Here is a 22200-nt window from a genome sequence, read left to right on the forward strand (position 1 = left end):
ACAACCGCGGGGGCCCCCGCTGGATGGGGCACCGTGTGTGTTGGTCCCTTCGTTTCGTGTGCCCCCTACCCCTCGAGGTACCTCACACCCCCCCCCCCCCCCCCCCGGGCCCGTACAGGCGCAAACGGAAGGGCGGCCACCCCCTGACAGGGTGGCCGCCCTCACGGCGCCTCTAGGCTGCCTTACTTGCCCTTGGCGGCTTCCTTGAGCTTCGAGCCCGCGGAGACCTTCACGCTGTAGCCGGCCGGGATGTTGATCGGGTCGCCGGTCTGCGGGTTACGAGCGGTGCGAGCGGCACGGTGGGTGCGCTCGAAGGTCAGGAAGCCGGGGATGGTGACCTTCTCGTCACCCTTGGCGACGACCTCACCGACGGTCTCGGCGAGAGCGGCCAGCACGGCGTCGGCGTCCTTGCGGGTCACCTCGGCGCGGTCGGCCAGGGCGGCCACCAGCTCACTGCGGTTCATGTTGTTACTCCCGTGTTCTTCTTGCCTGTGAGGCGTGCCACGCGGCGGAAGCCGCGCGATTGGGTACAGCGAAGCCGATGCTGCCAGGGCCCTCGGACAGTCCCCGGACCCGGGTCTAATGACAGACCCTCGCGCCCAAACACGCATCCTGCCCCCACCAGCGGCGGGAACGCCAATCCGGCACCCCCTGGGGTCACACGAAAAGCGCCAGGGCCCCGTCGTGGTGACGTTCTGTCGACTCCTGCCGACTCCGCGCATGTCCGCGGAGCCGAAAAGCAACCCTAAAGGCGGGTTTACGGCTCCGCGAATCGCGACGCGCCGTCAGCGCCCGCTCGGCGCACCGCCGGCGGCCGCCGCCTTCGCCGCGGTGCGCACCGCGCCGGCGACCGCGCCCGCGACCTTGTCGTTGAAGACCGACGGGATGATGTAGTTCGGGTTCAGCTCGTCCTCGGTGACGACGTCGGCGAGGGCCGAGGCGGCCGCCAGCATCATCTCCGTGTTGACCGTACGCGACTGGGCGTCGAGCAGGCCGCGGAAGACACCGGGGAAGACCAGCACGTTGTTGATCTGGTTCGGGAAGTCCGAGCGGCCGGTGGCGACGACGGCGGCGGTCTGGCGCGCGGCGGCCGGGTCGACCTCCGGGTCGGGGTTCGCGAGCGCGAACACGATGGAGCCCTCCGCCATGGCGGCGACGTCCTCCGCGCCCAGCAGGTTCGGGGCCGAGACGCCGATGAAGACGTCCGCGCCGACGACGGCCTCCTTGAGGGTGCCGGTGACGCCCTCCGGGTTGGTGTTGTCGGCGATCCAGCGCAGCGGGGTGCCGGGCGCGGCATCGACCAGGTCCTCGCGGTCCGCGTGCACGACGCCGTGGATGTCGGCGACGACGGCGTGCTTGACGCCCGCCGCGATCAGCAGCTTCAGGATGGCCGTACCGGCCGCGCCGGCACCGGACATGACGACCCGTACGTCGCCGATGCCCTTGCCGACCACGCGCAGCGCGTTGGTGAGGGCGGCGAGGACGACGATGGCGGTGCCGTGCTGGTCGTCGTGGAAGACGGGGATGTCGAGGGCCTCGCGCAGCCGGGCCTCGATCTCGAAGCAGCGGGGCGCGGAGATGTCCTCCAGGTTGATGCCCGCGAAGCCGGGGGCGATCGCCTTGACGATCGCGACGATCTCGTCGGTGTCCTGGGTGTCGAGGCAGATCGGCCAGGCGTCGATGTCGGCGAAGCGCTTGAAGAGGGCCGCCTTGCCCTCCATGACCGGCATGGCGGCCATCGGGCCGATGTTGCCGAGGCCGAGGACGGCGGAGCCGTCGGTGACGACCGCGACGGTGTTGCGCTTGATGGTGAGGCGGCGGGCGTCCTCGGGGTTCTCGGCGATCGCCATGCACACGCGGGCGACGCCCGGGGTGTAGATCATCGAGAGGTCGTCACGGTTGCGGATGGGGTGCTTGGACGCCATCTCGATCTTGCCGCCGAGGTGCATCAGGAACGTACGGTCCGAGACCTTGCCGAGGACGACGCCCTCGATGGTCTTCAGCTGCTGCACGATCTCGTCGGCGTGCGCCGTGGAGGTCGCGGCGATGGTGACGTCGATGCGGAGCTTCTCGTGGCCGGAGGCGGTCACGTCGAGGCCGGTGACGGACCCGCCGTGGGACTCGACCGCCGTGGTGAGCTGGGAGACCGCGGTCCCGCTCGCGGGTACCTCAAGGCGGACCGTCATCGAGTACGAGACGCTGGGCGCCGTTGCCATGGCCGGGTTCCTCTGCTTTCCCTGAGCTTCGTTGCTACGCCGCCCCGGCTGGTTGCCTGGCGGCGCCCTCCGATGGTCGCACCTACCTGCCGGTAGCAGGTAATGCGGTCATTTTGTCTTCGGAAAGTAGTTTCCACCATACGAGAAGTCCTGGGGAAACAGAAGAGGCCCCCGTCACCCGGTGGTGACGAGGGCCTCGACTTCGTACGTACGTCTAAGTGGCACCGACCCGCCATGCTCGCCTCGCGGCAAGTGGTCCCTCTGAGGGACGAAGGTTGGGCCCGGGGGCTTGGATCGAGCCGGTGCCACGACAAGGCTAACAAACCACCCTGCTCGGTGATTCCAGCGCCACAGGTTGACCTGAAATCAGCCCCGCGGTCTTGACGGACCGCGACGGGACCGCCGGAGCCGGATAAGCGCCGGTCAGTCCCGCAGCAGGTCCGGGACCCCCGCCGCGTCCGGCATGTCCCGGTCGCCCGAAAGGACGGTCAGGGCCTGCGTCGACCGGGTGAGGGCCACGTACAGCACCCGCAGTCCGGCCGGAGACTCGTCGGCGATCTCCGCGGGCGAGACGACCACCGTGGCGTCGTACTCCAGGCCCTTCGCCTCGAGGGAGCCGAGCGCCACCACCCGGTCGCCCAGCTCGGCGAGCCAGCGGGCCGCCTCGGCGCGCCGGTTCATGGCGACGACGACACCGACCGTGCCCTCCACCCGCTCCAGGAGCAGCCGCGCCTCGGACCGTACGGTTTCGGCCAGATCCGCCTTGTCCGGGACCGCCACGAAGCGGGGCTCGACGCCCGTCGAGCGGACCGCGCGCGGCGACTCCTTGCCCGGCATGGCCAGGGCGAGGACCTTGGCGGCGAGCTCGGCGATCTCGGCCGGGTTCCGGTAGTTCACGGTCAGCTCGAAGCGGCGCCGCGGCCGGGTGCCGAGGGCCTCGTCGCGGGACTCGGCGGCCTCGTCCGGGTCCGACCAGGAGGACTGCGCCGGGTCGCCGACGACCGTCCAGGTGGCGTGCCGGCCGCGCCGGCCGACCATCCGCCACTGCATGGGCGTCAGGTCCTGGGCCTCGTCGACGATCACGTGCGCGTACTCGGTGCGCTCCGCCGCCAGCCGCTCGGCCCGCTCCCGCTGCGTCTCCTCGCGGACGGGCATCAGCTCCTCCAGGCCCGTCAGCTGGTCCAGCGGGTCGTACTCCCGCTTCTTGCGCGGCCGCGCCGGGGCGCCGAGCAGGGTGTGCAGCTCGTCGAGGAGGGCCACGTCGTGCACGGACAGCTCGGAGCGGCGCAGCGAGCGGGCCAGCCGGCGCACCTCGCCCGGGTTGAGGATGCGGCGGGCCCAGCGGCCGAGCCGCCGCTCGTCGGCCATCGCGTCGAGGACCTGGCGGGGGGTGAGCTCGGGCCACCAGGCGTCGAGGAAGGCGAGGAAGGAGTCCTCCGTCGACACGTCCTCGTCGAAGGAGGACCGCAGCTCGGCGGCGAGCTCGGGGTCGCTGTGCCGGCCGGACGCGCCGGACCGCGCGTACAGCGCGTCGAGGAGCAGCCTGCGGGCGCGCGGGCGGAGCAGGTTCACCGGGGCGCTGCCGCCGAGGACGTTGTGGCGGATGCGCCGCAGGTCCTCGGCCTCCAGCTCGATCCGCCGCCCGAAGGCGACGACCCGCAGGCGCGTGGGGGTGCCGGCGGGCTCGGTGGCCTCGTCCTCCCCGAGTTCCGGCTGGCGGTTCTTCGGGGCGGGGGTCTCCAGGGCGCCGCGGGCCGCCTTGCGCAGCACGTGGACCATGCGGGAGGAGCCCTTGATCCGGGCGACGGCCGGATCGTCGTACGCGGTGGCCTCGGCGCCGTCGACGAGCGAGCCGACGGCGCGGATGGCGACCTGGCCCTCCTCGCCGAGCGAGGGCAGGACGCCCTCGGTGTACGAGACGAGCAGCGGGGTCGGCGAGACGATCAGGATGCCGCCCGCGTACCGCCGCCGGTCCTGGTAGAGCAGGTAGGCGGCCCGGTGCAGCGCGACCGCCGTCTTCCCGGTGCCGGGGCCGCCCTCGACGTAGGTGACGGAGGCGGCGGGGGCGCGGATGACGAGGTCCTGCTCCGCCTGGATCGAGGACACGATGTCGCGCATGGTGTGGCTGCGGGCCTGGCCGAGCGCGGCCATCAGGGCGCCGTCGCCGATGACGGGCAGCTCGTTCCCGCCGAGGGTGGCCTTCAGCTCCGGGCGCATCAGGTCGTCCTCCACGCCGAGGACCTGGCGGCCCTTGGAGCGGATGACCCGGCGGCGTACGACCCGGCCGGGGTCGACGGGGGTGGACCGGTAGAAGGGCGCGGCGGCGGGCGCGCGCCAGTCGATCACCAGGGGCGCGTAGTCGGAGTCGAGGACACCGATCCGCCCGATGTGGAGGGTCTCCCCGATCTCGGCCGTGTTGTCGGGCCGTACGGCGTCCTCCGCGGGCTCGACGGACGTGTAGGCGCCGTCGGGCCCCCTCTTCCCGTCCTTGCCGTACAGCAGGTCGATCCGGCCGAAGAGGAAGTCCTCGAACTCGTTGTTGAGCCGGTTGAGGTGGATGCCGGCGCGGAACACCTGGGCGTCGCGCTCGGCGAGAGCGCCGGGTGTGCCGACATGGCCCTTCTGGGCCGCGTCGTTCATCAGGAACTCCGCCTCGTGGATCTTCTCCTCGAGGCGGCGGTAGACCTGATCCAGATGTTCCTGCTCGACACCGATCTCACGGTCCCTGACCGTGTCCACGGCTTCCTGCGCGGCCACCTAAGGCCCCCTTCTCACGTGCACTGGGCAGCCGTCGAGCGTACGCCACCAGGGGGCGCCGTGTCAGGCGCGGGGAACACCCGGCGGCGGGTCGTCGTGCAGCACCAGCTGGAGGAGGTGGTGATCGCGCCACTCCCCGTCGATGTGGAGGAACTTCGGCGCGGTCCCGATCAGCGCGAACCCGCTCTTCTCCAGGATCCGTCGGGAGGCGTGGTTGTCCGGCATCGTCGACGCCTCGATCCGGTGCAGCCCGAGCTCGTCGCGCGCCTCCCGGCACACGACCTCGACCATGGCCGAGGCGACGCCCCGCCCGGTGTACGCCTCGTCCACCCAGTACCCGAGCGAGGCACTGCACAGCGGCCCGCGCACGACCCCGGCCAGGTGCGCCATCCCCACGATCCGCCGCGCGTCCATGGCGAACCACCGGACGCCGCCGTCCGCCAGCCGCTCCGCCTGCGCCGCTTCCGTGTAGTACGTCTCCGCCCGGTAGGGCTCTCTCGGACGCATGTACGCCCGGTTCCTCACCAGCGCCCGCGCCAGCTCCGCCGCGTCGCCGACCCCGCCCCGCCGTACCGAAATCCCCTGGATCATGGCCCCACGCTATCCGGGGGCGCGGGCCGTCAGGATTCGTACTTGTCGTCGGCGACGGCGTCGAGGGCCAGCCGGTAGCCGCGCTTGACGACCGTCTGGATCAGCTTGGGCGTGCCGAGGGCCGTACGGAGGCGGGCCATCGCCGTCTCGACGGCGTGCTCGTCGCGCCCCGCGCCCGGCAGTGCGCGCAGCAGGTCGGCGCGGGAGACGACCCAGCCGGGGCGGTGGGCGAGGAGGCCGAGGAGGGCCATGCCGGCCGGCGGGACGGGCCGGAGGTCGCCGTCGACGAGGACGGCGTGGCCGCGGATCTCGACGCGGTGGCCGGCCACGGGCAGGACCCGGGAGCGGGTGGGGAGTTCGCGGCAGAGGAGCTGGACGAGGGGGCCGAGGCGGAAGCGCTCGGGCTGGTGGGTGTCGATGCCCTCGGCCTGCAGCGGCAGGGCGGTCACGGGCCCGACGCAGACGGCGAGGACGTCGTGCCGCAGCGCCTCGACGAGCCCGGCCCGTACGCCCTTCTGCTCGGCGCGGGAGAACAGCGAGGCGGCGGCCGGGGCGGAGGTGAAGGTCACGGCGTCGAGGCTCCGCGCGAGCACCCCGTCGAGGAGCCGGTCGAGCGGGCCGATGTCCTCCGGCGGCATCCAGCGGTAGACGGGGACGCCCACGACCTCCGCGCCACCGGCTTCGAGGGTCTCGACGAAGCCGGGCAGCGGCTCGCCGTGGAGCTGGAGCGCGATCCGCCGTCCTTCGACGCCTTCGGCGAGGAGCCGGTCGAGGACCTCGGCCATGGATTCCGAGGAGGGCGACCAGGACTCGGTGAGCCCGGCGGCCCGCACGGCCCCCTTGACCTTGGGGCCGCGGGCGAGGAGTTCGACGCCTCGCAGGACGGCGAGGAGTTCCTCCCCGTACCCCCAGCCCTCGGCGGCCTCGACCCACCCCCGGAAGCCGATCGCCGTGGTGGCGACGACGACCTCCGGGGGGTGGGCGATGAGTTCCTTCGTGGCGGCGAGGAGTTCGGTGTCGTCGGCGAGGGGCACGATCCGCAGCGCGGGTCCGTGGACGACGGCCGCGCCGCGCCGGCGCAGCAGCGCGATGAGTTCGTCCGCGCGCCGCGCCGCGGTGACGCCCACGGTGAAGCCGGCGAGGGGGCCGTGTTCTTGCTCGTCCATGGCTCCAGAGCCTGACGGGACCGCGTGACGGATGAGGTTCGCGCGTATTTCCTGGTCGTTACGGTCCGCGCCGGGCATCGGGCGTCACACCTTCGCGTATCCGGGCCGGGGCTCCGGCTCCGTGACGGCCTCGGCGGTCTCGGGGACGGTGGTGGGGTTGCGAAGGTATACCGCCCAGGTGACGACCATGCAGGCCGCGTAGAAGGCGAGGAAGGCGACGAAGGCCCCGGTGCCGGTGCCGGCGGTCTGGAAGGACTGGCGGAAGGCGAGGTTGATGCCGAGTCCGCCGAGCGCGCCGACCGCTCCGATGAGGCCCATGGAGGCACCGGAGAGCCGCCGCCCGTAGGCCTCGGCGGGCTCGCCGACGAGGCCCTTGCGGTGCCCCTGGGCGAGGAAGATCGCCGGGATCATCTTGTACGTGGAGCCGTTGCCGAGGCCGCTGAGGACGAAGAGTCCGATGAAGCCGACGAGGAAGACGGTCAGCGATTCGGCGACGGAGGCGTAGATCACCACCGAGGTGGCGACGGCCATCGCGGCGAAGGTGCCGAGGGTGATGCGGGCGCCGCCGTGCCGGTCGGCGAGGGAGCCGCCGACGGGCCGGATGAGGGAGCCGAGGAGCGGGCCGATGAAGGTGAGCGAGGCGGCCTGCAGGGGGGTGCGGCCGAACTGGGTCTGCAGGACGAGGCCGAAGGCGAAGCTGTACCCGATGAACGAGCCGAAGGTGCCGATGTAGAGGAAGGCCATGATCCAGGTGTGGCGGGCCGTCACGGCCTCCTTGACCGCGCCGGTGTCGTTCTTGACCGGGGCGAGGTTGTCCATGAAGAGCGCGGAGCAGACGGCGGCGACCACGATGAGCGGCAGGTAGACGCCGAGCACGACCCGGGGGTGCAGGGCTCCGGCGGTGCCGATGACGAGGAGGCCGACGAGCTGGACGACGGGGACGCCGATGTTGCCGCCGCCCGCGTTGAGGCCGAGCGCCCAGCCCTTCTTGCGCAGCGGGAAGAAGGCGTTGATGTTGGTCATCGAGGAGGCGAAGTTGCCGCCGCCGACGCCGGTCAGCGCCGCCACCAGGACGAAGGTGGTGTACGAGGTGCCGGGCTCCATCACCGCGAACGCGACGCCGGTGGGCAGCAGGAGCAACAGGGCGCTGAAGACCGTCCAGTTGCGGCCGCCGAAGCGGGCGACGGCGAAGGTGTACGGGATGCGGATGAGCGCGCCGACGAAGGTCGCGGTCGCGATCAGGAAGAACTTGCCGGCCGGGTCGATGCCGTACTGCGGGCCCATGAAGAGGACCATGACGGACCACAGGCTCCAGATGGAGAAGCCGATGTGCTCGGAGAACACGGAGAAGATCAGGTTCCGTCGTGCGATCCGCTCCCCCTTCTCGCGCCAGAAGGTCTCGTCCTCCGGCTCCCACCGTTCGATCCAACGGCCGCCCATGTCGTACCTCCGCGGTGTCGGGTCCTGAGGCGTCCACAGCCCCGGTCCTCCTGCTCTCCGACGCTAGGGAGGCCGCGTTTCAGGCCGGTGCCGCGAGGTGACGGGTGCGGAACCTTGCTCTCACCCGGCGCGCGGGGCTCCTGTGAGCGCCCCCGCATTCTCGGCCGAGCCCGCTCCGGGTCCGGTCAAGGGGTACTGGACCTTCCGCTCACCCGACCGCCGGCAGCCCCGGTTCGTCCGCCGGCAGCCAGGAGCCGGCCGGCCGCGACCGGCCGCCCTCCAGGGCGCCGATCTCCGCCGCCGCGGTCCGCAGCGCGTCCAGACCGGGGTGCCGCAGCCCCTTGCGCCACACCAGACTCACCGGTGACAGGGGTACGGGGTCGACGAGCGGCCGCAGGACGCAGCCGGGCATGTCCGGGAAGTCGACGACGACGAGCACCGGGCGGCGGTGCTTCTCCATGACCCTGAGGAACTCCTCGTGGCCGACGGCGAGCGGCGCGGGCGGGGCCAGCTCGATGCCGCGCCCGGCGAACAGCCGGGCGGCGAGGTCGGTCCACTCGGTCGTGCGGTCGTTCCCCGCGCCCGCGTAGACCCGCTCCCCGGCGAGCCGGGCGAGCGGCACCTCGGGCAGCGCGGCGAGCGGATGGTCCTCGGGCAGCAGCACGGCCATCGGCTCGTACCGTACGAACTGGGCGTCGAGCCTCGCCCTGAGCCCGGCGTCGAGCCCTCCGTACCGGCCGAAGGAGGTGTCGAGCCGCCCCGCGAGGATCTCCCGCGCGGCGCCGGTCAGGCCGCTCTCGAAACGGGCCATCAGCTCGTGCTCGGGGGCGAGTTCGCGGGCCCGGCGCAGTATGCGGTCCTGGACGAGGCCGGGGGTGTTGAGGTCCACGAGCAGCGGCCTCGCCCCGGCCCGGAAGGCGTCGAGCAGCTCGTCGTGCGCGGCCGACACCCTTCGCGCGTACGGGAGAAGGCGCTCGCCCTCGGGCGTGAGCGCCACCTGCCGGGTGGTCCGTACGAACAGCTCGACGCCCAACTCCCGCTCCAGGCGCCGGATGTCACGGCTCAGCGCCTGCTGGGCGACGTAGCGCCGGGCGGCGGCGCGGGTGAAGTGCAGCTCCTCGGCGACGGCGGTGAACGCGCGCAGCAGCCGGGGGTCGATGTCGTGCGAGGGGGCCATCGCCGCATTCAACAACACAGGTGCGTGAATGGCCACCGATCAGGTGTTGGACCCCTCCGCCCCACCCCCGCGAACCTTGGTCCATGCCACCGGCCGACCTCACCCTCACCCCGGCGGGCCCCGCCCTGGCCCCCCGCTACCGCCCCGCCACCGCCGCGCGCGAGCCGCGCAACCCCTACCTCCGCCTCTTCACCCGCCCCGGCACCCGGGCCTTCACCGCGGGCAACCTCATCGCCCGTCTCCCGATCGGCATGTTCGGCGTGAGCGCCGTCATCATGATCGCGGGCCGGTACGACTCGTACGCCCTCGCCGGCGCCGTCACCGCCACCGGCCTGGCCGTCGGATCGCTCACCGCCCCCTGGATCGCCCGGCTCGTCGACCGGTACGGGCAGGCCCGCGTCGCGGTCCCGGCCGCCGCGTACGCCGCCCTCGGCCAGCTGGTCCTGCTCCTCTGCGTGCACCAGAAGACCCCGGTCTGGGCGCTCTTCCTGACCTGCGCGCTCACCGCGACCCAGCCGAACATGGGCGGCATGTCCCGAGCCCGCTGGGCGCACCTCCTGCGCGACGACCCGGACGCCCTGCACACGGCGAACGCCTTCGAGCAGGCCGTCGACGAGCTCTGCTACATGGTCGGGCCGGTGCTGGCGGCACTCCTCTGCTCGGCGCTCTTCCCCGAGGCGGGCACCCTCCTCGCCGCCGTCCTCTACCTCACCGGGGCCCTGATCTTCACGGCCCAGCGCTCCACCGAGCCGCCGGTCGCGCCCCGCACCGCCGCGGGCTCCCCGCTGCGGACCCCCGGCATGGTCCCGCTGCTCGCGGTCTTCCTCGCCACCGGCGCGATCTTCGGCTCGATGGAGGTGGTCGCCCTCGCGTACGTGGACGGCCCCGTCGCCGGCCCCGTGCTCGCCCTCCAGGCGGCGGGCTCCTGCGCGGCCGGCCTGCTCTACGGCCGGCTCCGCCGCACCTTCACGCTCCGCACCTGCCTCGCGGCGATGACCGTCACCATGGCGATGCCGCTGCTCGCGGCCACCACCGGCTCGCTCCTCGCGCTCGCCGCCGGCCTGCTCGTCGCCGGCATGGCGACAGCCCCGACCATGATCACCGGCATGGGCCTCGTCCAGCGCCTCACTCCCCCGGCCCAGCTCAACGAGGGCATGACCCTCGCCGTGACCGCCCTGCTCGCCGGCATCGCGGCCGGCTCCGCCACCGGCGGCTGGTCCGCCGACCACGCCCCCTTCCCGTCCTTCGGCTTCCTGGTCCCGGTGGGGGCGGCCGCGGTGGCGCTGGTGCTGTGCGCGGCGACCGGGGTCGGCCGCCGCGCACGGGCCTCCGTGCGACTCGGCTAGCTCTGCCGCAGCGGCGGCATCGGCACCTGGACGCCGTAAGCGGTCGCCCCGGCGCCCGCGCCGCCCGCGCACCCGTTGGGTTCCTGGGTGCCGAGGCCCCGCGTGGACGGCTTCTCGGCGGCCCAGAACATGTACCCGAGCAGACCCGAGGTCGTCCCCGCCCCGTTGGGCGCCGCGTTCCGCACCCAGTCCCCCGTCGCCTTCTGCAGCGAGTTCGCGAAGTCCGTGCACTCGGGCAGCGGGCTGCGGCCGTACGCGAGGTAGAGCCCGGCCGTGAACTTGGCGGGGGCCAGCGGCGCGACCGGCGGCGAGAACTGCGACTTGCCGTCGAGGTGCTCCTGCCAGTTGGCGATGTGGGTGCTCGCCGAGGAGGGCCGGGCGGTCACCATCGCGTTGGCGTAGTCGAGGACGGGCTTGTCGGTGCGCAGCCAGTCGGCGGTGGCCTTGCGGTTGATGTCGATGAGCCAGCGGTCGCCGGCGGCGGTGTCGAGGGTGAGGCGCGCGGCCAGCCGCGTACCGGAGGCGTCGTAGGGGTGGACCGACCGGTAGGCGTCGATGAAGGCCTGGAGACCGGTGAGGTTCGGCCCGGTGTTCTGCTCGTAGTCGATCTCGATGCCGACGCCGAGGTCCGCCGCGACGGCGGCGGCGTTCAGCCCCAGCTGGGTGGCGTTCTCGGCGAGGGCCGCGTCCCACTCGTCGGTGTACGTGATCCCGCCGATCGACAGCATCACGCGGACCCCGCGGGAGGTGAAGTACTGGACGATCTCGCGGCTCATGCCGACGGGAACGCCGTGCGCGGTGGTGGCGTCATCGGTGCGGCGCAGCAGTTTGAGGGGTTCGACGAAGCTGAGGACGACCAGGTTGACGGAGGGGCGCCCGTCGCCGCGGTCGATCAGCCAGTGGTTCTTGGCGTCGAACTCGGCGACGGAGCGGACCGTGCCCCAGGTGCAGTAGTCGTCCCCGCAGTGCCACGCGCCGTAGACCTGCACGGGGGCGGCGGCCGAGGCCGGGGCGGCGGTCGGGATCAGGAGGGCGAAAAGCATGAGCAGGACCGCGAGGGGTCTGTGACGCATACGTACCTCCGGGAGTGCCGTGGCGTGAGGGGCGGCCCCGGCAGGGTGGCAGGTACAGACCAAGTCGACAAGAGGGCGGACACGACGACACCCGGCATGACAAAGGCCCGGCCGTCGTGATGACTGCCGGGCCTGTGCCCACATGGGATGAGTGGAGATGGCGGGAATCGAACCCGCGTCCAACGGTGCGGAATCAGGGCTTCTCCGTGTGCAGTCTGGTACGAGTTTCTCAGCCCTCCGGATCACCCAGACAAGTCCGGAACGGGCTCAGTCACTGTTTGATTTCCCCCCTGCCCCCGTGACCGGGGCAGGAGGTTTAGATCCCTAAATGACGCCAGGATCCGGGTCGGGACCACCCCCGGGCTGACGCTCCTCACAGAGGCTTCTGTTCGTTACCTAAAATTAGGCAGCGAGGGCGAAGCGGGAGTTATCGCTCTTGGAGTTGGCGATTATTGGTTGCGACATATGGTTTACGAGATCATTGCCGCTTCCTCGACACGCTTCCCACTGCTTCGACATCCGCTGTCGAAACCGATCATCCCCATGTTGTGTTTTCAATGCGTGCACCCTCGGTGGGGTGCGTGACCCATCGTACGTGACCGACGGGTGCGGTTGCCAGCGAATTAGCCGCGCGCGGCAGCCTGGGCCGCCCGCTGACGCCGCTTCGCCGACGCGATCGCCCGCGCGGTCTCGCGCGTGTCCTGCTGCTCCCGCAGGGTCTGGCGCTTGTCGTACTCCTTCTTGCCCTTGGCGAGCGCGATCTCGCACTTCACCCGGCCGTTCAGGAAGTACAGCGCGAGGGGCACGATCGTGTGACCCGTCTCCTGCGACTTCGACTCCAGCTTGTCGATCTCGGCCCGGTGCAGCAGCAGCTTCCGCTTCCGCTTCGCCGAGTGGTTGGTCCAGCTGCCCTGCATGTACTCGGGCACGTGGATGTTGTGCAGCCACGCCTCGTGGTTGTCGATCTGGACGAAGCCGTCGACCAGCGAGGCCCGGCCCATCCGCAGCGACTTCACCTCGGTGCCCATGAGCACGACACCGCACTCGTAGGTGTCGATGATGTGGTAGTCGTGGCGCGTCTTCTTGTTCTGCGCGATCAGCTTGCGCTCGGGCGCCTTGTCCGTCGTCTTCTTCGCAGGCTTGCCCTGCACGTTCACGAGTCCCTTTGCCATAGTGCGGTCATTTTCGCACTACGAGCCCCCTCCGAGGCCACTCAATACCGTACGAGCCCGCTCCTCGGCCCGGTCCCCCGCCGCCAGGTCCGGCGTGATGCCCCGGCCGTCCAACGCGTGCCCCGCCGGGGTGCGGTAGTGGCCGACGGTCAGCTCGGCGACCGAGCCGTCCGGCAGCGCGCTCGGCATCTGCACCGAGCCCTTCCCGAAGGTCCGCGAGCCCACCGTCACCGCCCGGCCCCGGTCCTGCAGGGCGCCCGTCAGCAGTTCGGCCGCGCTCATCGTGCCGCCGTCGATCAGCGCCACGAGCGGCCGCCCGGTGTCGCCGCCGCCCTCCGCGTACACGGCCCGCTGCTCGCCCTCGACGTCATACGTGGCGACGAGCCCGCCGTCCAGGAACGCGGACGCGGCCACCGCGGCCTCCGCGACCAGGCCCCCCGCGTTCCCCCGCAGGTCGAGCAGGACCCCGGCACCCGCGGGCGCGGCCCGTACCGCGTCCCGCACGCGCGCGCCCGCGCCCTTGGTGAAGGCGGCCACCCGGATCAGCAGCGTCCCGTCGTCCAGCCGCCGTACGGTGACCGGCTCCGTGGCGAGCCGCGCCCGCCGCAGGGTCCGCGTCCAGGAGGCCCGCCCCCGCTCCACGCCGAGGGCCACCGGCGAACCGGCCACGCCGTCCCCGCGGAGCAGCGACACCACCTCGGAGACCGAAAGCCCGCCGACCGGGCGTCCGTCGACGGCCACCAGCCGGTCCCCGACCCGCAGCCCGGCCCGCTCCGCCGGTCCGCCGGCCTGCACCCGGGTCACCTTGACCCCGTCGGCCCCGGCGCGTCCCGCCGAAAGCCCGACCCCCGTGTAGGTCCCGTCCAGGGCCTGCTCGAACTCGGCGTACTCCCTCTTGTCGTACACCGCCCCCCAGCGGTCCCCGCTCCGGCTGACGAACTCCTCCGCCGCCTGCTTCCCCGACTTCCCGTCCGCCATCGCCGCGGCGGCCGCCCGGCTCAGGGCCCCCCTGTCGACGGTCCCCGCCTTGCCGGCGGATGTCGCGGTCTCCCGGGTCACGCCCCCGGCCTCCTGCCGGGGCAGCACGCCGGTGACCGCGGCCGCGCCCAGGACGCCGGCGAACACCAACGTCAGAACGGCCCCACGGAGCACTCCGCGGGGCCGGATACAGAAGAGATCACCGCCGGCCGGCATGCCGCCCACTCTAGGACAAGGCGATGGCGCCGCACGGGCTTTGGCCGTGCGGCGCCATCCGCCGTCAGGGGTGTCTTCTCACACCTTCAGGTACTTGCGCAGGGCGATGAAGGCGGCCACGGCGGGCATGAGCAGGCCGATGGCGATGACGAGGGGGAGCTTGGCGAGGACGGCGTCCCAGCCGATGAAGTTGACCAGCTGCATCTTGTCGGCGAGCGCGATGCCGTGGTCGATGAGGAAGTACCGGCCGACGAGCAGCAGGACACAGGCGACCGCGCCGCCCAGGAGCCCGGCGAAGGCGGCCTCCATGATGAAGGGCATCTGGATGTAGAAGCTGGACGCTCCGACGAGCCGCATGATGCCGGTCTCGCGGCGGCGGCTGAAGGCCGAGACGCGGACCGTGTTGACGATCAGCATCAGCGCGATGATCAGCATGAGGCCCATGACGCCGAGGGCGGCGATGTTCATGCCGTTCATCAGGTCGAAGAGGTTCTGCAGGATGTTCCGCTGGTCCTGGACCGATTCGACGCCGTCGCGGCCGGCGAAGGCCGTGGCGACCACCTTGTACTTCTCCGGGTCCTTGAGCTTGACCCGGAACGACTCCTGCATCTGGTCCGGCGTGATGACGGAGGCGATGGCGGTGTCGCTGTACTGCTCCTTGTAGTGCTTGAAGGCCTCGTCGGCCGACTCGTGGTGGACGTCCTCCACGATGTCCATCTTCTTCAGATCGGCTTCGATCTGTTCCTTCTGCTGAGCGGTGACCGCGCCCTTGGAGCACTTGGGCGCGGTGGCCGCGTCGGTCTTGTTGCAGAGGAAGATGGAGACGTTGACCTTGTCGTACCAGTAGTCCTTCATCGTGCTGACCTGCTCGCGCATGAGCAGCGCGCCGCCGAAGAGGGCGAGCGAGAGGGCCACGGAGACGATGACGGCGAAGGTCATCGTCAGGTTGCGCCGGAGTCCGACGCCGATCTCGGAAAGCACGAACTGAGCGCGCATGGGTCTGCTTTCTCCTACTCGCTACAGGCTCAGTGCTGGTATCCGTAGACGCCGCGCGCCTGGTCGCGGACGAGGCGGCCCTTTTCGAGCTCGATGACGCGCTTGCGCATCTGGTCGACGATGTTCTGGTCGTGGGTCGCCATGACGACGGTGGTCCCTGTCCTGTTGATCCGGTCGAGCAGCTTCATGATGCCGACGGAGGTCTGCGGGTCGAGGTTGCCGGTGGGCTCGTCGGCGATCAGCAGCATCGGGCGGTTGACGAAGGCGCGGGCGATGGCGACGCGCTGCTGCTCACCACCCGAGAGCTCGCCCGGCATGCGGTCCTCCTTGCCGCCGAGGCCGACCAGGTCGAGCACCTGCGGCACGGCCTTGCGGATCTCGCCGCGCGGCTTGCCGATGACCTCCTGGGCGAAGGCCACGTTCTCGGCGACGGTCTTGTTGGGCAGCAGGCGGAAGTCCTGGAAGACGGTGCCCAGCTGGCGCCGCATCTGCGGCACCTTCCAGTTGGAGAGCCGGGCCAGGTCCTTGCCGAGGACGTGCACCTGGCCCTGGCTGGCGCGCTCCTCGCGCAGGAGCAGTCGCAGGAAAGTCGACTTTCCGGAGCCGGAGGAACCGACGAGGAAGACGAACTCCCCCTTCTCGATCTCCAGGGAGACATCCCGGAGGGCGGGGCGGCTCTGCTTCGGATAGGACTTGGAGACGTTGTCGAATCGGATCACGGATGCACCACGGTCGGCCGGGAGTAGGTGTGCGTGACCTTACGCGAACGGGGAAGCCCCGCGCAGTCGCGGTCCCAGCTTGCGTGCTTTATCCTTTTCGCCCTTCCGGTCGAAGGGGGACGATCCGGTGGGGCGCGCCGAAACGCCGCGGAGCTGGCACAGTGGTAGGGGGAACGTCCGGGTCCCACCGGACGTTGTCCTGTTGTGAACCCCAGTGCGGGAGGAGGAGAGCGCATGACCTACGACCGACTGGTGTGCGCCAACTGCGCGGCCCCGGTCGCCGAGGGCCGCTGCCCCGTCTGCCGCGCGAACCGGGAGCGACTGACCCCCCAGGGCCCGTCCCCCGCGATGCTGCTGACGCTGGCGATCGCCCTGCTCGCGGCGATCGCGCTGCTCGCGGCCGTCCAGACGATCTGACCGCAGGGCCATACGAGCCGGCCCCATGCGAAAGGGCCGGGGAGTGATCTCCCCGGCCCTTCGTCATGCCCTCAGGCGCGTACGTCAGACAGCGGTACGCCCGCCGCCGACCAGACGCGGCAGCATCCGGAAGCCGATGCCGCCGGCGATCATCGTCGCCGCACCGATGATCAGGAACGAGGTCTCGGCCGCACCGGTCTCGGCGAGCTCCTCCTTCGCCTGCCCCTGCTGCACGGGCTGCGAGCCCTCGTTGTTCGTGTCCGGGTTGTTGTTGTCCGTGTCCACGCACTCCGCGCCGTCGAGGTCGACGGTGCAGGTGCCGGGGTCACCCGTGGTGGACGGGCCGCCCGTGGTGCTCGACGAGGTCGAGGACGCCGAGGACGGGTCACCCGTGGTCGAGGACGCCGAGGACGGCTGGCCCGACGTCGAGGACGACGACGAGGAGGACGTCGACGAGGAGGACGACGACGGGTTGCCCGTGGTCGAGGACGAGGACGACGGCTCACCCGAGGACGAGGACGACGTGGTCGTCGACGACGAGGAGGACGGCTCGCCCGAGGTCGACGACGTGGTCGTCGAGGAGGAGGACGACGGCTCGCCCGAGGTGGAGGACGCCGAGGACGACGGGTCGCCCGAGGTCGTCGTCGTGGTCGTCGAGGACGGGTCGCCCGAGGTGGACGACGTGGTGGTCGTCGAGGACGACGGGTCACCGCTGGTCGACGACGTGGACGACGGGTCGCCCGAAGAGGACGACGTGGTGGTCGTCGAGGTCGACGGGTCACCGCTGGTCGACGACGTGGACGACGGGTCACCCGAGGAGGACGACGTCGACGTCGTGGACGTCGTGGTGTCACCGACGATCGTGTTGCCCTCGGTGTCCTGCTGGGACTGGATGCCGAGGCCCACGTCCTGCGACTTGGCCGGCTCCGTCCCGAATCCGCCGACGGCCTGTGCGGCACCGGCCGCCGTCAGGGACGCACCGGCGATGATCACGGCGCTGGCCGCGACCCGCACCAGGCGGATCCGCGTCTTGTTCGTCATCTGGCTGCTACCCCCAGTAGCTCATCTCGTCATGGGGCAGCGCTCCGGGCCCTCGCGACAGGGGCGATGTCACTGCTCGACCGGCCCCCGTACACACGCGTCCCAGAAAAGCGCATGCCAGTACGTCACCCTTCCGAGTTTCCGATGAAGCGTCAAGGTCGTTGCGCGTGCGATGCCCGAAAGATCATCAGATGACCGCAATACGGCGATGCAACTGTGACGTAAACCCTGAACTACGGGGCTCGCGTGAGCAGTTCCCTTGTCGACAAAGCGTCCCGGGAGGTGCGGTTGCGCTTGCGGCAGCGAACGCGGGGTTCCGTATGAAACGCGTTCGGCCCCGCACCGGAAAGTGCGGGGCCGAACGCGTAGAACGAGGGGGGTTACTTCTCCTGCTGCTTGCGCCAGCGGATGCCGGCCTCCAGGAAGCCGTCGATCTCGCCGTCGAGGACCGCCTGCGGGTTGCCGACCTCGAACTCCGTCCGGAGGTCCTTGACCATCTGGTACGGGTGGAGGACGTAGGAGCGCATCTGGTTGCCCCAGGAGCTGCCGCTGTCCTTGAGGGCGTCCATCTTGGCGCGCTCCTCCTGGCGCTGGCGCTCGAGGAGCTTGGCCTGGAGGACGTTCATGGCGCTCGCCTTGTTCTGGATCTGGGAGCGCTCGTTCTGGCAGGAGACGACGATGCCGGTCGGGAGGTGCGTGATGCGCACGGCCGAGTCGGTCGTGTTGACGCCCTGGCCGCCGGGGCCGGAGGCGCGGTAGACGTCGACGCGGAGCTCCGACTCGTCGATCTCGACGTGGTCGGAGGACTCGACGACCGGGAGGACCTCGACGCCCGCGAAGGACGTCTGGCGGCGGCCCTGGTTGTCGAAGGGCGAGATGCGGACGAGACGGTGGGTGCCCTGCTCGACGGAGAGCGTGCCGTAGGCGTACGGCGACTTCACGACGAAGGTGGTCGACTTGATGCCGGCCTCTTCCGCGTACGAGGTCTCGTAGATCTCGGTGGGGTAGCCGTGGCGCTCCGCCCAGCGCAGGTACATGCGCTGGAGTCGCTCGGCGAAGTCGGAGGCGTCGACGCCACCGGCCTCGGCGCGGATGTTGACCAGCGCCTCGCGCTCGTCGTACTCGCCGGAGAGGAGGGTGCGGACCTCCATCTCGTCGAGGGCCTTGCGGACGGAGGTGAGCTCCGTCTCGGCCTCGGCGAGGGTGTCCGGGTCGTCCATCTCCTCGGCGAGCTCGAAGAGCACCGCGAGGTCGTCGATCCGGCCCCGCAGGGTCTCGGCCTTGCGGACCTCGGCCTGGAGGTGCGAAAGCTTGCTCGTGATCTTCTGCGCCGCCTCCGGGTCGTCCCACAGGGACGGGGCCGCGGCCTGCTCTTCGAGCACGGCGATGTCGGCCCTCAGCTTCTCGAGGTCCAGGACGGCCTCGATCGACCCCATGGTCGAGGAGAGGGACTTCAGCTCTTCGGATACATCGACGACTGCCACGCGTCCAGCGTAACGGCTCCGGGCCTGGAGCCGAACCTACGGCTGGGAGGACTGCTTGGAGTCCTGCGGCGGGGCGTCCCCGTCACCGGAGGCCGCGAGGTAGCCGCCGGCGCCGAGCGCGCCCGCGACGACGACCGCGGCGACGGCGAGCGTGATGCGTCTCTTCCGGACGGTGCCCGCCTTGTGCCGGGCCGAGCCGGGGCGGGGGGCGCCCGCCGGGCGGGGGGCGCGGGCGGTGCCGAGGGGGCCGCCGGAGAGCTCGTCGGGGGCCGGCACCCGCATGGAGGTGTGGGTGTCGCGGTGGGAGTCGGCGGAGGCGCCGGGGACGAGCGGGACGGCGGCCCGCCGCGGCCCGGGCTCGCCGGCGGCACCGGTGCCGGTGGCGTACGCCTCCTCCTCGTACGGCTCCGGGGCCGGTTCCGCGTCGGGCTCGTCCACGTCCAGTGGCGGGATGCCCTTGAGCAGCGGCAGGACGTCCCCGAGGCGGGCGGCGAGCTCGGAGGCGCGCAGCCGGGAGGCGGGGGCCTTGGCGAGGCACTGGACGATGAGCTGCCACAGCTCCTCGGGGATGCCCGGGAGCGGGACGACGGTCTCGGTGACGTGGCGGCGCAGCACGGCGCCGGGGTGGCCGCCGCCGAACGGGGTGAAGCCGGCGAGCAGCTCGTACAGGACGGTCGCGAGGGCGTAGATGTCGACGGCGGCGCGCGGCGGGAGGCCCTCGACGATCTCGGGGGCGAGGTAGTCGGGGGTGCCGATGATGCGGGTGGCCTTGGTGCGGCCGGGGGTGTCGATCAGCTTGGCGATGCCGAAGTCGGTGAGGAGGGCGGGGTGGGCGCCGCCGGGCCCGAGGGGGCCCTCCATGTCGAGCAGGATGTTCTCGGGCTTGACGTCCCGGTGGACGACGCCGGCCTTGTGGGCGACGGCGAGGGCCTCGGCGACGTCCTTGACGATGGCGACGGCGGCCTCGGGCGCGAGGCGCCGCTCGCGGTCGAGGCGGGTGCGCAGGTCGGTGCCGCGGACCAGGTCCATGACGAGGGCGAGGTCGTTGCCGTCGACGACGAGGTCGCGGACCTTGACCACGTGCGGGTGGTCGAGCCCGAGGAGCGCGGTGCGCTCCTGGACGAAGCGGCCGACGAGTTCCTGGTCGGAGGCCAGGTCCTCGCGCAGCAGTTTGACGGCGACGGGCCCTTCGGGCCCCTCGCCGAGCCACACCGTTCCGGCGCTGCCCCGCCCGAGGATCTGGTGGGTGGTGTAGCGGCTGCCGATGTTCCGTGCCAAGACTGCTCCCTCAGCGGCTGCGGTTATGCCAAAGCTACGCGTCCGCGGCCGCCGGTCGTCACTTCCGAGGGGAAATCACCCCTCGGAAGTCGATAAATCGGCAGTATTACTGTCCCGTACCGCCGGTAGTACCCGTGCCGCTCCCGCTGTCGACGAGGTCGGAGACCCAGTCGGTGAAGGAACCGATGCCGTCGCCGATGGCCTCCCAGTAGCCCTTGCCCTCGGCGATCCAGCCCTGGAGCGGGGTGAGCTCCCAGACCAGCCAGCCGGCCACGACGAAGAGGACGATCATGACCAGGCAGCCCTTGAGGCAGCCGAGGCCGGGGATCCTCATCGGGTTGGCGCCGCGCTGACGCGGCGGGCGCGGGGTCGGCGCCTGCGGGGGCGGCTGCGGGGGCTGGTACTGCTGCTGCGGCGGTGCGGCGTACTGCTGGGGCGCCGGCGCGTACTGCGGCTGCTGCTGGTGCTGCGGCGGGTACGGCTGGGGCGCCGGCCGCTGCGGGGCCGGGCGCTGCTGCCCGTACTGTCCCCCGGGGCCCTGCGGCCCGGGAGGTGCCCCCGGCGGCTGCTGCTGTCCGTATCCCTGCTGCGGCTGCTGTCCGTACGGGCCGGGCCTGCGGTCCTGCGGGGGCTGCTGCGGCTGCGGGCGCTGCGGGCGGCGGCGCAGGGGGTCCTCGCTGGGGTCCAGGTACTGCACCTGGGTCTGCTCGTTGCGGTCGCGGACCTGGCGCATCTGGTTCTGCCAGGGGTGCGGGTCCTCGGACTGCGCGCCCTGCCCGGACTGCGGCGGCTGCGGCGGTACGGGAGGCATGACGGCCGTCGGATCGGCGGCGCCCGCGGGGCCGCCCGCGGGCAGGACGCTGGTGGCGCCCGCGGGGTCGTACTGCGGCGGGGCCGAGGCGCCGGTCGGCAGCACGCTGGTCGCGCCGGCCGGGTCATACTGCGGCGGCATCCCGGCGCCGGTGGGCAGCACCTGGGTGGGGTCGGCGGCGCCCGGGTTCTGGGCGGCCGGGGTCTCCGGGACCGGCGCGGGGGCCGGGTCGGGGGCGAGGAGCGCACCGACGCCCTCCGCCGCCTCGATCTGGGCGGGGCTGGCGTGCACGCCGATGCCGGCGGCGACCGCGCGCAGGCCGCGCGCCAGGTTCTCGGCGCTCGGCCGGCGGTCGGGGTCCTTGCTGAGGCAGCGCTCTATGACCGTCCACAGCGGGCCGGGCACGGTGGAGGGGCGGCGCGGCTCCTCGCTGAGGTGCCGGTGCAGGACTTCGAGGGCGGTGCCGCCCGCGAACGGGGGGCGGCCGGTGACGAGCTCGTAGAGCAGGATGCCGGCGCCGTAGATGTCGACGGCGGAGGTCTGCGGGCGGCCCTCGGCGGACTCCGGCGCCACGTACGCGGGCGTGCCGACGAATTCGTGGGTGCGGGTGAGGCCCGGGGAGTCGGCGAGGCGCGCGATGCCGAAGTCGGTGAGCATCGGGTGCATCTGCCCGCCCTGCTCGGCGAGCAGGACGTTGGCCGGCTTGAGGTCGCGGTGGACGACGCCGTCGGCGTGACTGGCGGCGAGCGCGTCGGCGATCTGGGCCGTCAGGAGCGAGGCGGCGACCGGGGTGAGCGGGCCGCTCTCCCGGAGGTAGCGGTGCAGGTCGGGGCCCTCGACGAGGTCCATGACGAGGGCGAGGACATCGCCCTCGACGACCAGGTCGCGGGTGCGCACGATGTTGGGGTGGGTGAGCCGGAGCAGCACGGACCGCTCGCGCAGGAAGCGCATCACGATGTCCGCGTCGTTGGCCAGCTCCTCCTTGAGGACCTTGATCGCCACGGTCTCGCCGGGCTGGCCGGGCACGGCCGCCTCGGCTCCGGCCGCCTCACGCTGGCGGGCTCGCCAGACGGTGCCCGTGGCGCCGCGGCCGAGCGGCTCCTCGAGCAGGTACTTGCTGCCGATAGGCCGCACGTCACGCGCTCCCTGCTGATCGTGGTCCTGGGGTGGTCCTGTGGTGTCCCCGGGGTCCCTGTCCTCTGTTGTGACCCGTCCGGGTGTCCGACCCACTTTAGTGCGGCCGAACGGGTCACAGGCCGGTCGTCCACAGGCGGATTCCGACGGGGTCCCCGCTGCCGTGTCCGCGGCCTCGCCCGCGCTTC

At 71.8% G+C, this 22200-nt stretch carries 19 protein-coding genes and 1 other RNA gene; 3 read left to right on the forward strand and 17 right to left on the reverse strand.

Annotated features, from left to right (window positions below; all coding sequences use genetic code 11):
• Positions 1-182 precede the first annotated feature (182 nt).
• The 7 genes from ACZ7G1_RS37525 to ACZ7G1_RS37555 form a co-directional block, all read right to left on the reverse strand.
• On the reverse strand, positions 183-464 hold the full coding sequence (locus ACZ7G1_RS37525; RefSeq protein ID WP_017237029.1) for an HU family DNA-binding protein: 282 nt from the start codon (positions 462-464) through the stop codon (positions 183-185).
• A gap of 321 nt (positions 465-785) precedes the next feature.
• The gene (locus tag ACZ7G1_RS37530; RefSeq protein WP_470876632.1) at positions 786-2216 is read right to left on the reverse strand and encodes an NAD-dependent malic enzyme; all 1431 of its coding nucleotides are present in this window, start codon (positions 2214-2216) and stop codon (positions 786-788) included.
• Positions 2217-2639: 423 nt separating this feature from the next.
• Positions 2640-4973: a HelD family protein gene (locus ACZ7G1_RS37535; RefSeq protein ID WP_470876634.1), complete on the reverse strand. Its 2334-nt coding sequence runs from the start codon at positions 4971-4973 to the stop codon at positions 2640-2642.
• A 63-nt stretch (positions 4974-5036) separates the two neighbouring features.
• Positions 5037-5564 (reverse strand): GNAT family N-acetyltransferase, encoded by a 528-nt coding sequence (locus tag ACZ7G1_RS37540; RefSeq protein WP_470876636.1) that lies wholly within the window; start codon positions 5562-5564, stop codon positions 5037-5039.
• 29 nt (positions 5565-5593) lie between these two features.
• The gene (locus tag ACZ7G1_RS37545; RefSeq protein WP_470876638.1) at positions 5594-6730 is read right to left on the reverse strand and encodes a uroporphyrinogen-III synthase; all 1137 of its coding nucleotides are present in this window, start codon (positions 6728-6730) and stop codon (positions 5594-5596) included.
• Between the two features lie 84 nt (positions 6731-6814).
• Positions 6815-8170, reverse strand: coding sequence for a nitrate/nitrite transporter (locus ACZ7G1_RS37550; protein ID WP_470876640.1), 1356 nt, complete (start codon positions 8168-8170; stop codon positions 6815-6817).
• A gap of 208 nt (positions 8171-8378) precedes the next feature.
• Positions 8379-9347 (reverse strand): LysR family transcriptional regulator, encoded by a 969-nt coding sequence (locus ACZ7G1_RS37555; protein WP_470876642.1) that lies wholly within the window; start codon positions 9345-9347, stop codon positions 8379-8381.
• An 83-nt stretch (positions 9348-9430) separates the two neighbouring features.
• Between ACZ7G1_RS37555 and ACZ7G1_RS37560 the strand changes: the two genes are divergently transcribed.
• Positions 9431-10693 carry an MFS transporter gene (locus ACZ7G1_RS37560; RefSeq protein WP_470876644.1) on the forward strand — a complete coding sequence of 421 codons (1263 nt, stop codon included), beginning with the start codon at positions 9431-9433 and terminating at the stop codon, positions 10691-10693.
• Here the strand turns inward: ACZ7G1_RS37560 and ACZ7G1_RS37565 are convergent.
• From ACZ7G1_RS37565 to ftsE, 6 genes are all read right to left on the reverse strand, one after another.
• The gene (locus ACZ7G1_RS37565; RefSeq protein WP_470876646.1) at positions 10690-11766 is read right to left on the reverse strand and encodes a glycoside hydrolase family 18 protein; all 1077 of its coding nucleotides are present in this window, start codon (positions 11764-11766) and stop codon (positions 10690-10692) included. The genes ACZ7G1_RS37560 and ACZ7G1_RS37565 overlap by 4 nt on opposite strands.
• Before the next feature lie 149 nt (positions 11767-11915).
• Positions 11916-12309, reverse strand: a transfer-messenger RNA (tmRNA) gene (ssrA, locus tag ACZ7G1_RS37570).
• An 80-nt stretch (positions 12310-12389) separates the two neighbouring features.
• On the reverse strand, positions 12390-12938 hold the full coding sequence (smpB, locus tag ACZ7G1_RS37575) for an SsrA-binding protein SmpB (protein WP_470876648.1): 549 nt from the start codon (positions 12936-12938) through the stop codon (positions 12390-12392).
• Positions 12939-12956: 18 nt separating this feature from the next.
• Positions 12957-14132 (reverse strand): S41 family peptidase, encoded by a 1176-nt coding sequence (locus ACZ7G1_RS37580; RefSeq protein ID WP_470876649.1) that lies wholly within the window; start codon positions 14130-14132, stop codon positions 12957-12959.
• Positions 14133-14210: 78 nt separating this feature from the next.
• Positions 14211-15128, reverse strand: a complete 918-nt coding sequence (gene ftsX / locus ACZ7G1_RS37585) for a permease-like cell division protein FtsX (RefSeq protein ID WP_470876651.1) — start codon at positions 15126-15128, stop codon at positions 14211-14213.
• Positions 15129-15157: 29 nt separating this feature from the next.
• Complete coding sequence (gene ftsE / locus ACZ7G1_RS37590; RefSeq protein ID WP_030692056.1) at positions 15158-15847, reverse strand: cell division ATP-binding protein FtsE; 690 nt, start codon at positions 15845-15847, stop codon at positions 15158-15160.
• 234 nt (positions 15848-16081) lie between these two features.
• Between ftsE and ACZ7G1_RS37595 the strand changes: the two genes are divergently transcribed.
• A complete protein-coding gene (locus ACZ7G1_RS37595; protein WP_470876653.1) occupies positions 16082-16264 on the forward strand; it encodes a hypothetical protein in 183 nt (60 codons plus the stop codon).
• 84 nt (positions 16265-16348) lie between these two features.
• On the opposite strand, the gene ACZ7G1_RS37600 is transcribed toward ACZ7G1_RS37595, so the two are convergent.
• Positions 16349-16549, reverse strand: coding sequence for an LPXTG cell wall anchor domain-containing protein (locus ACZ7G1_RS37600; RefSeq protein ID WP_470876654.1), 201 nt, complete (start codon positions 16547-16549; stop codon positions 16349-16351).
• On the opposite strand from ACZ7G1_RS37600, the gene ACZ7G1_RS37605 reads away from it, so the two are divergent.
• A complete protein-coding gene (locus ACZ7G1_RS37605; protein ID WP_470876656.1) occupies positions 16542-17453 on the forward strand; it encodes a hypothetical protein in 912 nt (303 codons plus the stop codon). The genes ACZ7G1_RS37600 and ACZ7G1_RS37605 overlap by 8 nt on opposite strands.
• Before the next feature lie 232 nt (positions 17454-17685).
• On the opposite strand, the gene prfB is transcribed toward ACZ7G1_RS37605, so the two are convergent.
• The 3 genes from prfB to ACZ7G1_RS37620 all read right to left on the reverse strand — a co-directional run bounded on the left by prfB (position 17686) and on the right by ACZ7G1_RS37620 (position 22012).
• On the reverse strand, positions 17686-18789 hold the full coding sequence (gene prfB / locus ACZ7G1_RS37610) for a peptide chain release factor 2 (RefSeq protein ID WP_470876657.1): 1104 nt from the start codon (positions 18787-18789) through the stop codon (positions 17686-17688).
• A 36-nt stretch (positions 18790-18825) separates the two neighbouring features.
• Complete coding sequence (locus ACZ7G1_RS37615) at positions 18826-20067, reverse strand: serine/threonine-protein kinase (RefSeq protein WP_470876658.1); 1242 nt, start codon at positions 20065-20067, stop codon at positions 18826-18828.
• 106 nt (positions 20068-20173) lie between these two features.
• Complete coding sequence (locus ACZ7G1_RS37620) at positions 20174-22012, reverse strand: serine/threonine-protein kinase (protein ID WP_470876660.1); 1839 nt, start codon at positions 22010-22012, stop codon at positions 20174-20176.
• Positions 22013-22200 lie beyond the last annotated feature (188 nt).

It is taken from the genome of Streptomyces sp. NPDC037273, from assembly GCF_055603625.1.

Coding starts and splice junctions, on each gene's coding strand:
- ACZ7G1_RS37560 (WP_470876644.1), top strand. CDS start 9,431: ATGCCACCGGCCGACCTCACCCTCACCCCGGCGGGCCCCGCCCTGGCC.
- ACZ7G1_RS37595 (WP_470876653.1), top strand. CDS start 16,082: ATGACCTACGACCGACTGGTGTGCGCCAACTGCGCGGCCCCGGTCGCC.
- ACZ7G1_RS37565 (WP_470876646.1), bottom strand. CDS start 11,766: ATGCGTCACAGACCCCTCGCGGTCCTGCTCATGCTTTTCGCCCTCCTG.
- ftsX (WP_470876651.1), bottom strand. CDS start 15,128: ATGCGCGCTCAGTTCGTGCTTTCCGAGATCGGCGTCGGACTCCGGCGC.
- ACZ7G1_RS37555 (WP_470876642.1), bottom strand. CDS start 9,347: ATGGCCCCCTCGCACGACATCGACCCCCGGCTGCTGCGCGCGTTCACC.
- ACZ7G1_RS37545 (WP_470876638.1), bottom strand. CDS start 6,730: ATGGACGAGCAAGAACACGGCCCCCTCGCCGGCTTCACCGTGGGCGTC.
- ACZ7G1_RS37530 (WP_470876632.1), bottom strand. CDS start 2,216: ATGGCAACGGCGCCCAGCGTCTCGTACTCGATGACGGTCCGCCTTGAG.
- ACZ7G1_RS37580 (WP_470876649.1), bottom strand. CDS start 14,132: ATGCCGGCCGGCGGTGATCTCTTCTGTATCCGGCCCCGCGGAGTGCTC.
- ACZ7G1_RS37550 (WP_470876640.1), bottom strand. CDS start 8,170: ATGGGCGGCCGTTGGATCGAACGGTGGGAGCCGGAGGACGAGACCTTC.
- smpB (WP_470876648.1), bottom strand. CDS start 12,938: ATGGCAAAGGGACTCGTGAACGTGCAGGGCAAGCCTGCGAAGAAGACG.
- ACZ7G1_RS37540 (WP_470876636.1), bottom strand. CDS start 5,564: ATGATCCAGGGGATTTCGGTACGGCGGGGCGGGGTCGGCGACGCGGCG.
- ACZ7G1_RS37525 (WP_017237029.1), bottom strand. CDS start 464: ATGAACCGCAGTGAGCTGGTGGCCGCCCTGGCCGACCGCGCCGAGGTG.